11 protein-coding genes are annotated in these 14110 nt (G+C 70.8%); 6 read left to right on the top strand and 5 right to left on the bottom strand.

The window, feature by feature from the left end; genetic code table 11:
* Positions 1–111: 111 nt before the first annotated feature.
* Positions 112–2640, bottom strand: coding sequence for a putative bifunctional diguanylate cyclase/phosphodiesterase (locus MILUP08_RS00880; protein ID WP_039905031.1), 2529 nt, complete (start codon positions 2638–2640; stop codon positions 112–114).
* A 528-nt stretch (positions 2641–3168) separates the two neighbouring features.
* Between MILUP08_RS00880 and MILUP08_RS00875 the strand changes: the two genes are divergently transcribed.
* From MILUP08_RS00875 to MILUP08_RS00855, 5 genes are all read left to right on the top strand, one after another.
* A complete protein-coding gene (locus tag MILUP08_RS00875; protein ID WP_007453804.1) occupies positions 3169–6267 on the top strand; it encodes an AfsR/SARP family transcriptional regulator in 3099 nt (1032 codons plus the stop codon).
* A gap of 259 nt (positions 6268–6526) precedes the next feature.
* Complete coding sequence (gene moaC, locus MILUP08_RS00870) at positions 6527–7018, top strand: cyclic pyranopterin monophosphate synthase MoaC (protein WP_007453803.1); 492 nt, start codon at positions 6527–6529, stop codon at positions 7016–7018.
* Positions 7015–7485: a MogA/MoaB family molybdenum cofactor biosynthesis protein gene (locus MILUP08_RS00865; protein ID WP_007453802.1), complete on the top strand. Its 471-nt coding sequence runs from the start codon at positions 7015–7017 to the stop codon at positions 7483–7485. The genes moaC and MILUP08_RS00865 overlap by 4 nt, the downstream gene beginning before the upstream one ends.
* Before the next feature lie 129 nt (positions 7486–7614).
* Positions 7615–8871: a molybdopterin molybdotransferase MoeA gene (locus tag MILUP08_RS00860; RefSeq protein WP_039905029.1), complete on the top strand. Its 1257-nt coding sequence runs from the start codon at positions 7615–7617 to the stop codon at positions 8869–8871.
* A complete protein-coding gene (locus MILUP08_RS00855) occupies positions 8868–9296 on the top strand; it encodes a molybdenum cofactor biosynthesis protein MoaE (RefSeq protein WP_007453798.1) in 429 nt (142 codons plus the stop codon). The genes MILUP08_RS00860 and MILUP08_RS00855 overlap by 4 nt, the downstream gene beginning before the upstream one ends.
* A 4-nt stretch (positions 9297–9300) precedes the next feature.
* Here the strand turns inward: MILUP08_RS00855 and MILUP08_RS00850 are convergent, their stop codons facing one another.
* Together MILUP08_RS00850 and MILUP08_RS00845 are read right to left on the bottom strand one after the other, a co-directional pair.
* Positions 9301–10746, bottom strand: coding sequence for a glycosyltransferase 87 family protein (locus MILUP08_RS00850; RefSeq protein ID WP_007453797.1), 1446 nt, complete (start codon positions 10744–10746; stop codon positions 9301–9303).
* 215 nt (positions 10747–10961) lie between these two features.
* On the bottom strand, positions 10962–11507 hold the full coding sequence (locus tag MILUP08_RS00845; RefSeq protein WP_007453796.1) for a DoxX family protein: 546 nt from the start codon (positions 11505–11507) through the stop codon (positions 10962–10964).
* A gap of 134 nt (positions 11508–11641) precedes the next feature.
* Here MILUP08_RS00845 and MILUP08_RS00840 point away from each other — a divergent pair, with 134 nt between their 5' ends.
* A complete protein-coding gene (locus MILUP08_RS00840; RefSeq protein WP_039905025.1) occupies positions 11642–12190 on the top strand; it encodes a GNAT family N-acetyltransferase in 549 nt (182 codons plus the stop codon).
* 16 nt (positions 12191–12206) lie between these two features.
* Here MILUP08_RS00840 and MILUP08_RS00835 read toward each other — a convergent pair whose 3' ends face one another.
* Positions 12207–13448 carry an ATP-binding protein gene (locus tag MILUP08_RS00835; RefSeq protein ID WP_007453794.1) on the bottom strand — a complete coding sequence of 414 codons (1242 nt, stop codon included), beginning with the start codon at positions 13446–13448 and terminating at the stop codon, positions 12207–12209.
* A 134-nt stretch (positions 13449–13582) separates the two neighbouring features.
* The gene (locus tag MILUP08_RS37250; RefSeq protein ID WP_051065633.1) at positions 13583–14038 is read right to left on the bottom strand and encodes an LppU/SCO3897 family protein; all 456 of its coding nucleotides are present in this window, start codon (positions 14036–14038) and stop codon (positions 13583–13585) included.
* Positions 14039–14110 lie beyond the last annotated feature (72 nt).

Raw genomic sequence — 14110 nt, 5'->3', positions numbered from 1 at the left:
GCGACCGGCTCCTCCGCTTCCCGACGCCGGCCAGCCCCGGTCACACGGCGGCGGCCACTCTGCTTCCCGTGGCGGTCCTGGCGGAAGCGGCGGTGGCGTGTTGCCGCGCGGTCAGGCGGGGAGGTGGGGAAGGCGGTCGGGGCGGGAGCGTCCGGCCTGGCGGCGGGTCTGGCTCAGCCGGATCACCGCGCCGGTGTCGTGCAGCGGCGGCGCCAGGGTGCCGGGCTGGCCGCCCGAGCCGCGCTGCAACGTGGCGAGCAGGGTGCCGGCGGGCATCGGCCGGGCGAAGAGGTGGCCCTGGCCGGCCACGCAGCCCAACTCCCAGAGGGCGCGTCGCTGCGGCTCGCTCTCCACGCCCTCGGCCACCACCGCCAGGCCGAGGCTGCGGCCCAGGTCGAGGGTGGAGCGGATGACGGCTGCGGCCTCGGCCGAGCTCTCCATCGTCGTCACGAAGCTGCGGTCGATCTTCAGCTCGTGCACGGGGATCCGGGAGAGCAGGGAGAGCGAGGAGTAGCCGGTGCCGAAGTCGTCCAGGGCCAACCGCACGCCCTCGTCGCGGAGCCGGCTGAGTACCCGGTCGACCACGTCGAGCTGGCTGAGGGTCAGCGTCTCGGTCAGCTCCAGCACCAGCCGGTCCGGCGGGAGGTCGTGGGCGCGCAGCCGGGCCAGCACCGAGCCGGGGAAGCGGGCGTCGAGCAGGCTGCGCGGCGACACGTTTACCGCGACCGGTACGTCGAAGCCGGCGTCGCGCCAGTTGACCGCGGCGATCAGTGCCTGGTCGAGGATCGCCTCGGCGAAGGCCGGCAGCATTCCCGAACGCTCCACCGCCTCCAGGAAGCGCAGCGGGTCGATCAGCCCGTGTGTGGGGTGGTGCCAGCGGGCCAGCGCCTCCGCGCTTGTCACCTCACCGGTGCCCAGGTCGACGATCGGCTGGAAGTTGACGATGAACTCGTGATCGGCGACGGCACGAGGCAGGTCGCCGCCGAGGGTGAGGCGGCTCAGGTCGGCGGTGTCCCGGGTCGGGGCGTACGTGGAGATCCGCTGACCGGCCCGTTTCGCCTGGTACATCGCGACGTCCGCGCGGCGCAGCAGCTCGGCCATGCCGCCGCTGGCCGGGGCGACGGAGATTCCGCCGCTGGCCTCGACGCTGATGCGCATGCCGTCCAGCTCGAACGGCTCGTGCAGGGCGGCGAGCAGCGTCTCGGACCGGTGCGCGGCCACCGCGGGGGCCGGCAGCCCGCGCAGGAGTACGGCGAACTCGTCGCCGCCGAGGCGTGCCACCAGGTCGCTGGACTGGGCGGCGCGTCGCAACCGGTCGGCGACCTGGACCAGCACCTGGTCGCCGGCGGCGTGGCCGAGGGTGTCGTTGACCTCCTTGAAGTGGTTGAGGTCGATCAACACCAGTGCGGTCACCCCGTCCGCGTGTCGGGCGCCCAGATGCTCGGTGCCCTGGTCGAGGAGGTGCCGCCGGTTCGCGAGGTTGGTGAGCGCGTCGTGGGTGGCGGCGTACGCGTGTTCGTCGGCCACGCGGGCCAGTTCGGCGTACGCCTGGGCGTTGCGGACGGCCGTGCAGAGGGCGGAGGCGAACGTGCGCAGCGTGTACTGCTCCCGCTCGGAGAGCTGCACCGGCCCACGGAAACGCAGGCGCAGGATGCCGACGTCGACGGAGCGGTCGTGGCCTTCCAGCGGGGTGGGCACGATGGTGCCGTCCACGTCGGTGGACGTGCCGGTCGGTCCGTCGAAGGTGATGCCGCCGGCACCGCCGCGAACGGTGCGACCGCCGTCGCGTAGCTCGATCTCGACCTCGTCGGCGGAGAACAGCTCGGCGGCCTGGGTGACGGCGGTGGTGAGCACGTTGTCCAGGTCGACGACGTTGAGCGCGTCGGTGGTGCGGGCGAGTCGCTGCCACGCCTGTTGCTCGGTGCGGCCTCTGATGCGTGCGGAGTAGGCCAGGTGCAGGCTCAACATCAGTGGCGGGACGGCAAGCAGCAGTCGGGGGTCCTCGCGGAGGATGAGCAGCGTGCAGACAGCCACGATGAATCGCACGCCGAAGCCGGCGATCCGCAGGTCAAGGTTGTTCAGGAATTGACGGGACACTCGCGTGCCGGTGGCGAGAGCGATCACCGGGATGGCCAGCAGGTCGTCGAGGAGTGCCGCCACCAGGTAGATCGCCCCGAGCAAGGTGGCCAGCTCGACCACGCCGGCCGGCGGCCACTGCCAGGGGATGGCCAAAGTGGTGAGGCCCGCTCCACCAGCCACCAGAATGTTCTTGCTGACGCCGAAGGCCGCTTTGATCATCGGCAGCTTCATGATGGCTGATGCGATACCGACGCCAGCCCCGGTCGCCAGTACCACCCAGGCGGGTGGTGCCACGGCAAGCCCTATCACGATCGCCGTCTCGACCCAGGTGATGCCGTGTGTGGTCGAGCGAATTCGGATAGGTGCCATGACGATCGTGCCAAGCGCAGTCATGAAGGTCAGCGCTACGAATGTCGCACCGTCGCCTACCGAGACGGGGCGACGGGTCAACACGTTGGCCCCAGCGATGACTGTGGGAACGATTGCCATGACGACGATGAGACCGACGAGCAGCAGAAGCGACCGATCTGCCCGGGGACTCTGCGGTGACACCTGGCTCATGAAGCTCCTGTCGTCGCCCACAGTTACCTGTTGACGACAGGAGCTTACCGCTCAGTGCTACTTCGATGTCAGAACCAGTCGCTGCCGCGCATTGCATGCTCCCTCCACTCGTCCGGCCGTTTCCGAATTCCGGATCCGTTCTCGTGATGGGAGCCTAAGAGCAGTTAGGCAGTTTTAGTAGCGATAAATGTCGGTATACGCAACATTAGCCAAGTCAGCGGCCTTTGTGACGGTCTGTCCATGCCACCTGAGCGGAGCGCGGTCGTGCTGCACTGGCGATCCGCAGCTTGCGCGCTGCGGAGAGGCTATCGGCGTTGTCGCCTCCTCCCTAGTGTGGCCAGGACGTGCGCCTGGCCTCATCCGTCAGTTTGGGCTCAGGGTCAATCCGGTCGGACAGAATCTGCTCTCCGTCGCCTGGTCGGTGTGGATTTGGGGTGTCTCGTTGGGGGGTTGGCCTGCATTCTGACCACCGTTAACCTTCCCCAGTGTGATCAGCTAGACACCGATAGACGCGAATTCGGAGGGCCGGTGGAGATCAACCTGCTGGGTGGCCTGGAGGTGCTGCTTGCCGACCACAAGTTGCACCTGGGTACGCCCAAACAACGGGTAATCTTCGCGATGCTCGCGGTCCAGCCAGGCCAGTTGGTGACGTTGTCCGGCCTCATAGACGAGCTGTGGGCCGACCGTCCTCCGCGTTCCGCTGTGGCGAATGTGCGGACCTATGCGGCCAATCTTCGCCGGGAGTTCGAGACGTTAGCGCTCGCGGACGCGACTCTCGTGCGGCAGGGGAACGGCTATCGCCTCGCCTTGCGGCCGGATGTGATCGACGTCTTCCGCTTCCAGGACGAGCTTTACGCTGGCCGGGATGCTCTGGGCGCTGGCGACCTGTCGCGTGCGTCGGAACTGCTGGGCAGCGCTTTGGTGCGGTGGCGGGGTCCCATGCTCGCCGGCATCCCGCTTGGGCCCGTCCTGACGGCTCGAACCGTCGCTGCGGAGGAGGAGCGTCTTCTGGCCGTGGAACTCCTCGCCGAGGTTCATCTGCGATCCGGGCGGGATGATCTCGCAATTCCGTCACTGCGCGCGGTGACTGCCCTTCATCCGCTCCGAGAGCCGACATACCTCCTTCTCATGCGGGCCCTGCACGAGCGCGGTGACAACGCGGAGGCGCTTGTCGCGTACGACGAGATTCGCAGGCATCTGATGACGGAGCTGGGGGTGCGCCCGGGGGCCAACCTCGAAAAGTTGCGGCGCAGGATCCTCACCGAGGCGCCGAGCCGGAAACCCGTCGTCACCGGCCTGAGCAAAGGCACGGCTGGGCGCCTTGCTGGGTCCCCACCAGGACCGGCGGGTGACCCGACGACGAAGCAGATGCCCACAGTCGCAGCGGTGGATCATCTGCCTCGTTCGGTCACCGACTTCGTTGGTCGGGAGGCCGTCGTGGCCAGGCTGTTGGCGGAGACGCGGCGTGTCGAGGATCGCGTACCGGCCGTGCACGTCATCGACGGAATGGCCGGCAGCGGCAAGACAACACTTGCCGTGCACCTGGCCCGCCGGCTGAGCGACCGGTACCCGGATGCCCGTTTGTACGTCGACCTGCGGGGGCATGGCGAGAAGGACCTGATTGGACCGGCGTCGGCTCTTGTCGTCCTGCTTCGCCAGCTTGGGGTGCCGCCTGAGCGGGTGCCGGTTGACCTCGACGACAGGACGGAACTCTGGCGACGCGAACTGGCCCGCCGGAGGTCGGTGATCATTCTGGACAACGCCGCCAGCAGCGACCAGATCCTGCCGCTTCTGCCGATCGAGCCCACCGCCGTCGTGCTGGTGACGTCTCGACGCCGACTCACCCACCCGGACCTCGGCGCGTCGCAGTCCCTGCCGGTCATGTCGTCTGGGGAGGGCGTCGACCTGTTGGCCGCGAGTGTGGGGCGGGAACGGGTCGACGCCGAGCCGGAAGCAGCGGTGGAGGTGGTCCGGCGGTGCGGCCATCTTCCCCTGGCGATTCGGCTGGCCGGCGCCCGGCTGGCGCACCGACGTGGTTGGCGGTTGGCGGATCTCGCGGCACAGATGGCCGGCGCGGCGTCGGTTCTCCCTCATCTGGCCGGGGAGAACAGCACAGTCACCGGTGCGTTCGCCGCCTCCTACGAACCTCTCCCCGAGTCGACCAAGCGGGTCTTTCGCTTTCTGGGTCTGTACCCCGGTAGCCGGTTCAGCCCAACGGCGGTCGCGGCACTGGCCGGGCTGACGGTGGCGGAAGCTCACGCGGCTCTCGACGACCTCACCGACAGGCACCTGGTGGAGGATCTGAACTCCAGGCAATACGGATTGCACGACCTCATGCGCCAGTACTCCGTCGAGCTATGCCTGTACGTCGATTCGGCGCAGGACCGCCGGTCAGCCCTGGCCCAACTGCTCGACTTCACCCTGGCAGCGGCACTGCGGATTGCTGAGATTATCGAGCCCGTTGTCATCGAAAGCCAGGTCAGTCATCTCCCGTTCGGTCGGCCTGAATTGCTGGAGGCTCTTGGCGAGCCGAGCGTCGAGTGGTTGGAAGCCGAGCGGGCGGACCTGGTGACGATGGTGGCGTCGGCACATGAGGCGGGCTTCCACGAGCACGCCTGGCGGCTGGCTCGTGCCCTGTGGCGATTCTGCTACATCCGCGGATACTTCGAGGACATCATCGTGACCCACCAGCAGGGGCTGGCAGCGGCAGAGGCGACGGGCAACGCCGAGTCGACGGCGCTGATGCAGAACTACCTGGCCTCCGCTTACGTCCGGACCGGCGACAACCGGGAAGCCCTGAAACACCTGACCCGCGCGGTCGAGCTTTCCAAGGAATCCCGGGACATGCTGAACACGGCTCGCTACCAGGCCAATCTTGCCCCGGTCCACTACTGGAGCGGCAATCTGACCGAGGCGGTGGCACTCGGTATGGAACATCTGCGTGACTACCGGGGCTACGGCAACGCAGGAGCGCCGAACGCGTTACCGAACGTTGGTATCGCCCTCACGTCACTGGGCCGTTACGAAGAGGCGTTATGGATTCACCGGCGTCACCTGGCCTGGGCCCGAACCAACTCGAACGAGTTCCACGTGCTCAACGCTCTCAGCCATATCGGATCGGTACGCACCCGAATGGGAGATTTCCATCAGGCGATCAGGATCCTCAGGGCCTCGCTGGCGCTTCGCGACCGCACCGGCCACCGCTACGGCGAGGCAGAGGTACGCCTCGACCTTGGCATCGCCTACCGCGGTCTTGGTCGCTTGGCGGAGGCCAAGCAGGAGCATGAGTTGGCTCGGACCCTCGCGGTCGGTTCGGGCGAGCGGCATGTCGAGGCCGCGGCGTTGAACGAACTGGGCCGCACGCTGCGGGCACGCGGGCGGGACCGTGCTGCAGCCGAGATGCACCGCGAGGCCCTGCGGTTGGCGACGCGGATCGCACACCCGCACGAGCAGGGGCGTGCACTGGCGGGCCTCGCGGAGCATTTCAAGGCCATCGACCCGGCCGAGGCCCGGCGGCACTGGGAGCGGGCGTTGGCGATCTTCCGTCGGATGGGCGTACCGGAACGCCTCGATGTCGAGCGCCGCCTCGCCGAACTGGGTGCCAGTGTCGTCGATGCGGGGTGCTGACCTGCGCGAACGTCGCTTATCGATTTCTTATCGCCGGGCCCGGTAGCTTCTGGAACGTATCGGCGAACGGGGGAGGTTCTGCCCGTGGGCAGAACCGGGTCGTCGACACGCGCCCGCCGCCAGGTCCCCCCAGCGACTTCGGCGGCGGGTCCGGCGAGGAAAGGGGCGCGGCCCGGTGAGCGCTGTCGCACCCGGCGAGTGCCGGGCCGCGCCCCTTCCGAGCCCCGGTGCGTCGTACCGCACCGATAGGCTCACGGCCGTGACCGAACCCGCGCAGCTCAGCCACGTCGACCGTGCCGGCGCGGCCCGCATGGTCGATGTCTCCGCCAAACCGGTGACCGGCCGGGTGGCCGTCGCGGCGGGCCGTTTGCGCACCACGCCCGAGGTCGTCGACCTGCTGCACCGCGACGGGTTGCCCAAGGGTGACGCGCTGGCGGTCGGGCGGCTCGCCGGCATCATGGGGGCCAAGCGCACTCCGGACCTGATCCCGCTCTGCCACCCGATCGCCCTGCACGGTGTGACAGTCGACCTGCGGATCACGGCAGAAACGGTGGAGATCACCGCCACCGCTCGTACGGCGGACCGGACGGGCGTCGAGATGGAGGCGCTCACCGCGGTCGCGGTCGCCGGCCTGGCCCTGATCGACATGGTCAAGGCGGTGGATCCGGCGGCCTCGGTGGAGGCGGTCCGGGTGCTGCGCAAGGAGGGCGGCAAGACCGGCGAGTGGGTCCGGCCGGAGAATCGGCCGTGATCCGGGCCCGGGTGATCGTCGCGTCCAACCGGGCCGCGGCCGGCGTCTACGCCGACACCAGCGGCCCGCTGCTCGTCGCCGGCCTGCGCGAGTTGGGCTGTCAGGTCGACGAGCCGGTGGTGGTGCCCGACGGAGAGCCGGTAGGCGTCGCGCTGCGGGACGCCGTCAGCGACGGCGTCGACGTGGTGCTGACCAGCGGCGGCACCGGGGTCACCCCGTCCGACCGGACGCCCGACGTGACCCGGGCTCTGCTGGACTACGAGATCCCCGGCATCGCCGAGGCGATCCGGTCGCACAGTCGCGAGCGGGTGCCCACCTCGGTCCTGTCCCGGGGCCTGGCCGGGGTGGCCGGTCGGATGCTGGTGGTCAACCTGCCCGGCTCGACCGGCGGCGCCCGCGACGGGTTGGCCGTGCTCGGGCCGATCCTCGGGCACACCGTCGACCAGCTCCGCGGCGGCGACCACTGACCACTCCGAGCCGGCGACCACCGGTCCGTCCGCGGCGGTGACCACTGATCGGTCCGCGGCGACCACCGACCCACCCGCCGGTCGCGCCCAGGCCCGGCGGGCGTCGGTCCGTCCCGATAGGCTCGGTCGGTGAGCACGGAAACCGCACCGACCGCGGACCGGGTCGCCGCGCCCCCGCCAGCAGGGTGGGAGGAGGCGCGGTCCCGGGTGTACGCGGTGGGGCTGGCCGCCGCGCTGCCTGCCGTCGCCCGGCCGCTTGTCGACACCGACGGGCTGACCCTGGCCGAGCCGCTGACCACCCGCACCGACCTGCCCGCGTTCCCCACCTCCAGCGTGGACGGCTGGGCGGTGCGCGGCACCGGGCCGTGGCGCGTCGTCGGGCGTGTGCTGGCCGGCAACACCCCCACGCCACTCGCCGAGGACGGCACGACAGTCGAGATCGCGACCGGAGCCATGGTGCCCGAGGGCACCACCGCCGTGCTGCGCATCGAGGAGTCCACCGTCAAGGGCGGCCTGGTCAGCGGCACGCCCCGGCCGGCGCCGGAGTGGCGGCAGCCGGGCGAGGAGGCGTACGCCGATGAGGAGCTTCTGCCGGTCGGCACGCCGATCGACCCGGCGGTGATCGGCCTGGCCGCCTCCTGCGGGCACGACACGCTGCGGGTCCGGCGGGCGCCGCGCGCCGCGTTGCTGGTCTTCGGCGACGAGCTGCTCACGGCCGGTCCGCCCGGGGCAGGCCGTGTGCGCGACGCGCTGGGCCCGGCGGTGCCCGCGTGGCTGCGTCGGTACGGCTGCCACGTCCGCCCGTCGGACGTGGTGGGCCCGGTGGCCGACACGCTGCCCGCGCACGTGGCGGCGGTGCGCGCGGCGCTCACCAACGCCGACCTGGTCTGCACCACCGGCGGCACGATGCACGGCCCGGTCGACCACCTGCACCCGACCCTGGAGGCGTTGGGCGCGGACTACGTGGTCAACACGGTGGCGGTCCGACCGGGCTTCCCGATGTTGCTCGCCCGGCTGGCCGATCACGACGGCCGGGTCCGGTTCGTCGCCGGTCTGCCGGGCAACCCGCAGTCCGCAATCGTCGCGCTTGTGTCACTTGTCGCGCCGCTGCTCGCCGGGCTCCAGGGCCGCGCGATGCCGGTGCTGCCCCAGGCCACGCTGGCCGAGGCGGTGCCGGGGCGCGGCGACCACACCCATCTGGCGTTGGTCCGTCTGGACCGGGCCGCCGGCACGGCGTACCCGGTGCGGCACGTCGGTTCGGCGATGCTGCGCGGTCTCGCGGGCGCCGACGGGTTCGCCGTCATCCGACCGGGCACCAACGGCGCGCAGGGTGACCGGGTGCCGATCGTCCCGTTGCCGCTGCTGTCCGGGGAGCGGGCGTCGTGACCGCGCCGACGATCACCGTCGTCGAGGTCACCGACCAGCCCCTCGACCTCGCCGCGCACGAGGCGGCGGTCGCCGACCGGCGGGCCGGGGCGGTCGTGTCCTTCCAGGGCGTCGTGCGCGACCACGACCACGGGCGTCCGGTGGTGAGCCTGGAGTACGAGGGGCACCCGAGCGCCGTGCAGGTGCTGCGCGAGGTGGCCGCCGAGATCGCCGCCGATCCCGACGTCTACGCGGTGGCGGTCTCCCACCGGGTCGGGCCGCTTGCCATCGGGGACGTGGCGCTTGTCGCCGCGGTGAGCACCGCCCACCGCGCCGCGGCCTTCGCCGCCTGCGCCCGGCTGGTCGACGAGGCCAAGGCCCGGTTGCCGATCTGGAAGCGTCAGGTCTTCGCCGACGGCGGCGAGGAATGGGTCAACTGTCCCTGACCGCTCACCGGCGGCTGTTGACCACCACGGCCCGGGCGAGCCGTTCGCCGTAGAACGCCGGTTCGGCGCCGGGGCGCCAGGGCAGCGCCGCGACCAGCACGATCAGGGCGAGGGCCAGCGAGTTCTCCATCAGCGCCCCGAACAGACCGTCCTGGTAGTGCGACACCTCCGGCAGTTGGTGCTCGTACGGCCAGATGGGGGAGATCAGGAAGAGCAGGTAGAGGCCGAGGGCGGCGACGCCGTGCCGGAACCCGGTAAGCGTGGGATACCAGATCGGCGGGCGAAGACCGCTGAGCCCGCTCAGGCCACCGAACGCGCTGCCCTGACCGGTGCGCTGGCCGAGACCCCTGCTCGCCTCCCGTCGCCGGACCGCGGCGTCGGCCAGCACGATGATCGCCGGGATCACCCAGACGAGGTGGTGCGTCCAGGAGATCGGGCTGATCACGTTGGCGGTCAGACCGACAAGCGTGAACGCGGTCAGCTCGTCACCGTCGGCGCGTGAGCTGGCCGCCCGGGACAGACCCACCGCCAGGATCAGCACCGAGAAGGCGAGCCAGAGCAGCCCGGGAGTCTCGATCGAGTCGTACAGCCGGGCCAGCAGGCCGGCGAGCGACTGGTTCGGCGTCATGTCGGCCGCGCCGACCCGCTCGGTCTGCCAGAGCACGCTGCCGAAGTACGTCCGCGACTCGTCGCCGACGATCGCGAAGGTCCCGAGCGTCACGCCGATCGTGGTGCCGATCGCGGTGGCCGCCACCCGCCACTGACGGGTGATCAGCAGGTAGGCGATGAACAACGCCGGAGTGAGCTTCACCGCCGTGGCCAGGCCGATGCCGGCGCCCGCCCAGGCGCCACCGTAGACGAAGCGCAGCAGCGGGCCGTCGGTCGCTGCGTAGTGGGTGCCCCGGCGCGAGCGCCAGCGCAGCCCGATCAGATCCGCCATGATCAGTGCGAACAGCAGGAGGTTGACCTGCCCGTAGCCCAGCGTCTCCCGGCTGGGCTCGATGGCGAGCGCGAGCGGCACCGCCAGGGCCACGGTGAACCACAGTGGCCAGGCCAACCGGTCCACGATGGGGCGGAGCAGCCCGGCCAGCACCAATGCGAGCGCCGCGATGCTGGCGAGGGCGTTGACCATCCCCGCCGCGTCGATCGGCAGTTGCGCCATGGGCAGCATCACGAGCCCGGCGAAGGGCGGGTAGGTGAAGCCGAGCGTGGTGCCGGGCGCGATGAACTCGTAGAGCTCGTGACCGCTCGCCCACCACGCCACCGCACCATGGTAGATCTTCATATCGAAGAAGTTGTACGGTCGCCCGAACTCACCGATGGCGAGCCATGCGGCGTAGGCGACGGCGGCCACGATGGCACCCCGTACGACGTTCCTGCGATCGATCCCCCGCGTCATGCGTTGAACTGGGGCGAGGCGGTCCGCCCGTCTACCGACAGTCGTCGGCATGGCGTGGCCACCCCCGTACCAAGGTCGTCCTACCCGTCCAGGTCCTGCACGGAGCCTAGAACGGCGCCTCACGTCAGTGCCTCCCGCGTTATGCGACCGTGTCCGATCCCACACATGTTTTTGACATTTCCACCGCGTTAACGCCTACCGGGTGGTTCAGGTAATTCGTGGCCTTAGCGGGGGGTGGGGGTGACACTGAGGCAGATCGACGCAGGTCAGCCGGGGAGTCGACGTGCGGTGGCCGCTGACCGGACGGCGATCCGGGCCTCGCGGCGGGCGGTGCGGACGGCGCGCTGCATGGAACGTCGAGAGTGGCCGATGCGGTGACCCGTACGCCAGCGGATGCCCGGCTTGCCGCCGGTGTCGGTGGCGGCGAGCAGGAGGCCGCCGAAGAGCCCGAGGTTCTTCAGGGTGTGGATCTCGTTGTTGTTCTTGGCGATCGGGTCGTCGTTGTTCCAGAACGGATGCCCGGCGACGGTCACCGGCACCAGCGTGCCGGCGAGGACCAGCGCGGCGGGCCGGCTGAACCGCCCGGTGGCCAGCATCAGCCCGGCGCCGACCTGCACCGCCGCGTTGAGCCGGATCAACGTCTCGGTCTCGGTGGGGAAGTTCGGGTGCGCCTTCTTGAGCATCGGCGCGACCTTGTCGGTCACCGGTTTGGCGGCCACGGCGAGCCGGCCGGGGTTGCGGAGGTTGCGGTACCCGCTGACCACGAAGATGCCGCTCAGCATGGCGCGGGCAAGGGAGCGTACGGGCGTCATGGATCAGTCATACCCCGTCGCGGCGTTTGCTACCCCGGCAACCGCCGGATCCGGATCGGTCGGTGTGCACGTGCGCCACGCCGATTCGAGCGACCATCGCTGATGGACGGCCCGTCACGGGTAACGTCGCGCGGGTGACGACGCTGCGGCTCCGCCCCGAAGGCCCGGCCGACGCCGGCCCGGTGCGTCGGGTGCTGGCCTCGGCGTTCGCCCGCCCGGAGGTGCAGACGCCGCCGGAGGTCGGGCTGGTGGACGACCTGCGCGACACCGACGCCTGGGTGTCCGAGCTGGCCATGGTCGCCGAGTACGGCGGTGAGGTCGTCGGATACTCGCTGCTCACCCGGGTGCGGGTGCGACCCGATCGAGGTGCCGTCGCGCCGGCCCTGGCGCTCGGGCCGGTGGCGGTCGCGCCGCACCGACAGCGGGTCGGGCACGGCAGCGCGGTGGTGCAGGCCGCCCTGGACGCCGCCACCGAGCTGGGCGAGCGGCTGGTCGTGGTCCTCGGTGACCCGGCCTTCTATCGCCGCTTCGGCTTCGAGCCGGCCGCGGAGCTGGGTCTCACCAGCCCGTGGGCCGGGCTCGGGGAGCCCTGGCAGGCGCTTGTGCTGCCGCCGTCCACCAGCGAGGAAGGGCCACCGCCGCGTGGCGAGGTGGTCTTCCCGGCGCCCTGGTCCAGGGTCTGACCGTCGGGCGCGGCGCTCAGGTTGGCTGGGTGCGCAGGTACCGGCCGAAGTGCGGAACGGTGAAGGCCACCGTGCCCCGCTCGCCCGAGTAGATGAGCCCCTTCTTGATCAGCGCGTCGCGGGCCGGGGAGAGGCTGGCCGGCTTCCGGCCCAGGGCGCGGGCGATCTCGGCGGTGGGCACCGCGGCGTCCATGTCGTCGCGGACCACGCCGCCGGACTCGCCCTCCACCAGGGACAGCGTGGCCATGACCCGCATGTACTCGCGCTCGGCCGGGGTGGCCCGCTCGAACCGGGAGCCGAAGAAGCCGACCGCCAGCTCGGCCTCGGCCTCCGGGGCGGCGACCCGGACGTCGGCGGCGGTGATCGGCGACCGTGGCGCGTGATCCCAGGTCGCCTTCCCGTACGCCTGGACGAAGTACGGGTAGCCGCCGGACTTCTCGTAGAGCAGGTCGAGCGCCTTCTGCTCGTACTCCACCTCCTCGCGCTCGGCCGGCGCACAGAGCGCCTGGTCGGCGGCGATCCGGTCGAGTCGGTCGATGCGCTGGTAGCGGAAGAGCCGCTCCGAGTACGACTTGGCGGCGCTGAGCACGGCCGGTAGGTGCGGCAGCCCGGCGCCGACGACGATCAGTGGCGCACCGATCTGGGACAGCTCGTGGCAGGCGGCGCAGAGAGCCGACACGTCCTCCGGCCCCACGTCCTGCATCTCGTCGATGAAGATCGCGATGCCGGTGCCCACGTCGCTGGCCACGGCGGCGGCGTCGCTGAACAGCTCGACCAGGTCGATCTCGATGTCGCCGGAGTCGGCGCGGCCACTGGCGGCGGGCACGTCGATGCCGGGTTGCCAGCGGTCGCGCAGCTTCGACGGGGCCCCGGCGCGGCCGGTCGGCGCGGACCGCTGGGCGAACGCCTTGAGCACCCCGAGGAAGGCGTCGATCCGGTCCGGGGCGCGGTGCCGGGGGGCGAGTTCACGGACCGCCATGTGCAACGCGGCGGCGACCGGGCGGCGCAGTGACTGGTCCGGACGGGCCTCGATCTTGCCGCTGCCCCAGAGTCGATTGATCGCCTGGGACCGCAGGGTGTTGAGCAGGACGGTCTTGCCGACGCCGCGCAGGCCGGTGAGCATGAGGCTGCGCTCGGGCCGACCGCGGGCGATGCGCTCCAGCACGATGTCGAAGACGTCGAGTTCCCGCCCCCGCCCGGCGAGTTCGGGCGGGCGCTGGCCGGCGCCCGGGGCGTACGGGTTGCGGACCGGATCCACGCATCGCAGAGTATCGGGCCCTCTAGCTGCGAAGCTAGATATGGATAGATGGGGCTACCGGCGTGTTGCAGCCGTCGACACAAAACTAGGGCTGTCTAGCGTGGACGCTAGACAGCCCTAGTTTGTGGAATCGACTACCGCTTCTTCAGGCAGAGCACGTAGTCGAGCACGTCGATCGTGTTGTCGTGCACGTAGTTCGCGGTCGCCTGCGGCGCGAGCGTCTTGCACCGGTCCCCGTCGGTGGTCGCCGGGATGCGCAGCAGCACCTGGTAGGTGTTCGGGCCGCACGGCACCTTGCGCAGGTCCGCGTCGTCCTCGCTGCCGTCGTTGACCACACAGTCGCCCTTGGCGAACTCCTCCTCGTCCGGGGACGGCAGGTTGGGGCTCGGAAGGTCGCTGGGCAGGACCGGCGGGACGACGGGTGCGCTCAGCGACGGGGCGGGCGCGGCAGCGTCACTGTCGTTGTCGGCCGCCTTCCACGCCGCCCAGCCCACGAGGCCGAGGCAGGGGCAGACCAGGAGCAGGACCACCAGCACGACGATGAGGGCGATCTTCCCGCCACGCCTCTTCGCCGGCGGGGCGGGTGGCATCCCGTACGCGCCCGGCATCGGCGGAGCGGGTGGCATGCCGTACCCGGCGGGCGGCGGCGGAGCGGGTGGCAT

This window comes from Micromonospora lupini str. Lupac 08 (genome assembly GCF_000297395.2).
GTDB classification, from domain to species: Bacteria; Actinomycetota; Actinomycetes; order Mycobacteriales; family Micromonosporaceae; genus Micromonospora; species Micromonospora lupini.
This window is presented reverse-complemented; position numbering and strand designations above follow the sequence as displayed.

Excerpts from the sequence above, each read along its gene's own strand:
- MILUP08_RS00850 (WP_007453797.1), bottom strand. The coding sequence starts at position 10,746 with ATGCCGACGACTGTCGGTAGACGGGCGGACCGCCTCGCCCCAGTTCAA.
- MILUP08_RS37250 (WP_051065633.1), bottom strand. The coding sequence starts at position 14,038 with ATGCCACCCGCCCCGCCGGCGAAGAGGCGTGGCGGGAAGATCGCCCTC.
- MILUP08_RS00845 (WP_007453796.1), bottom strand. The coding sequence starts at position 11,507 with ATGACGCCCGTACGCTCCCTTGCCCGCGCCATGCTGAGCGGCATCTTC.
- MILUP08_RS00880 (WP_039905031.1), bottom strand. The coding sequence starts at position 2,640 with ATGAGCCAGGTGTCACCGCAGAGTCCCCGGGCAGATCGGTCGCTTCTG.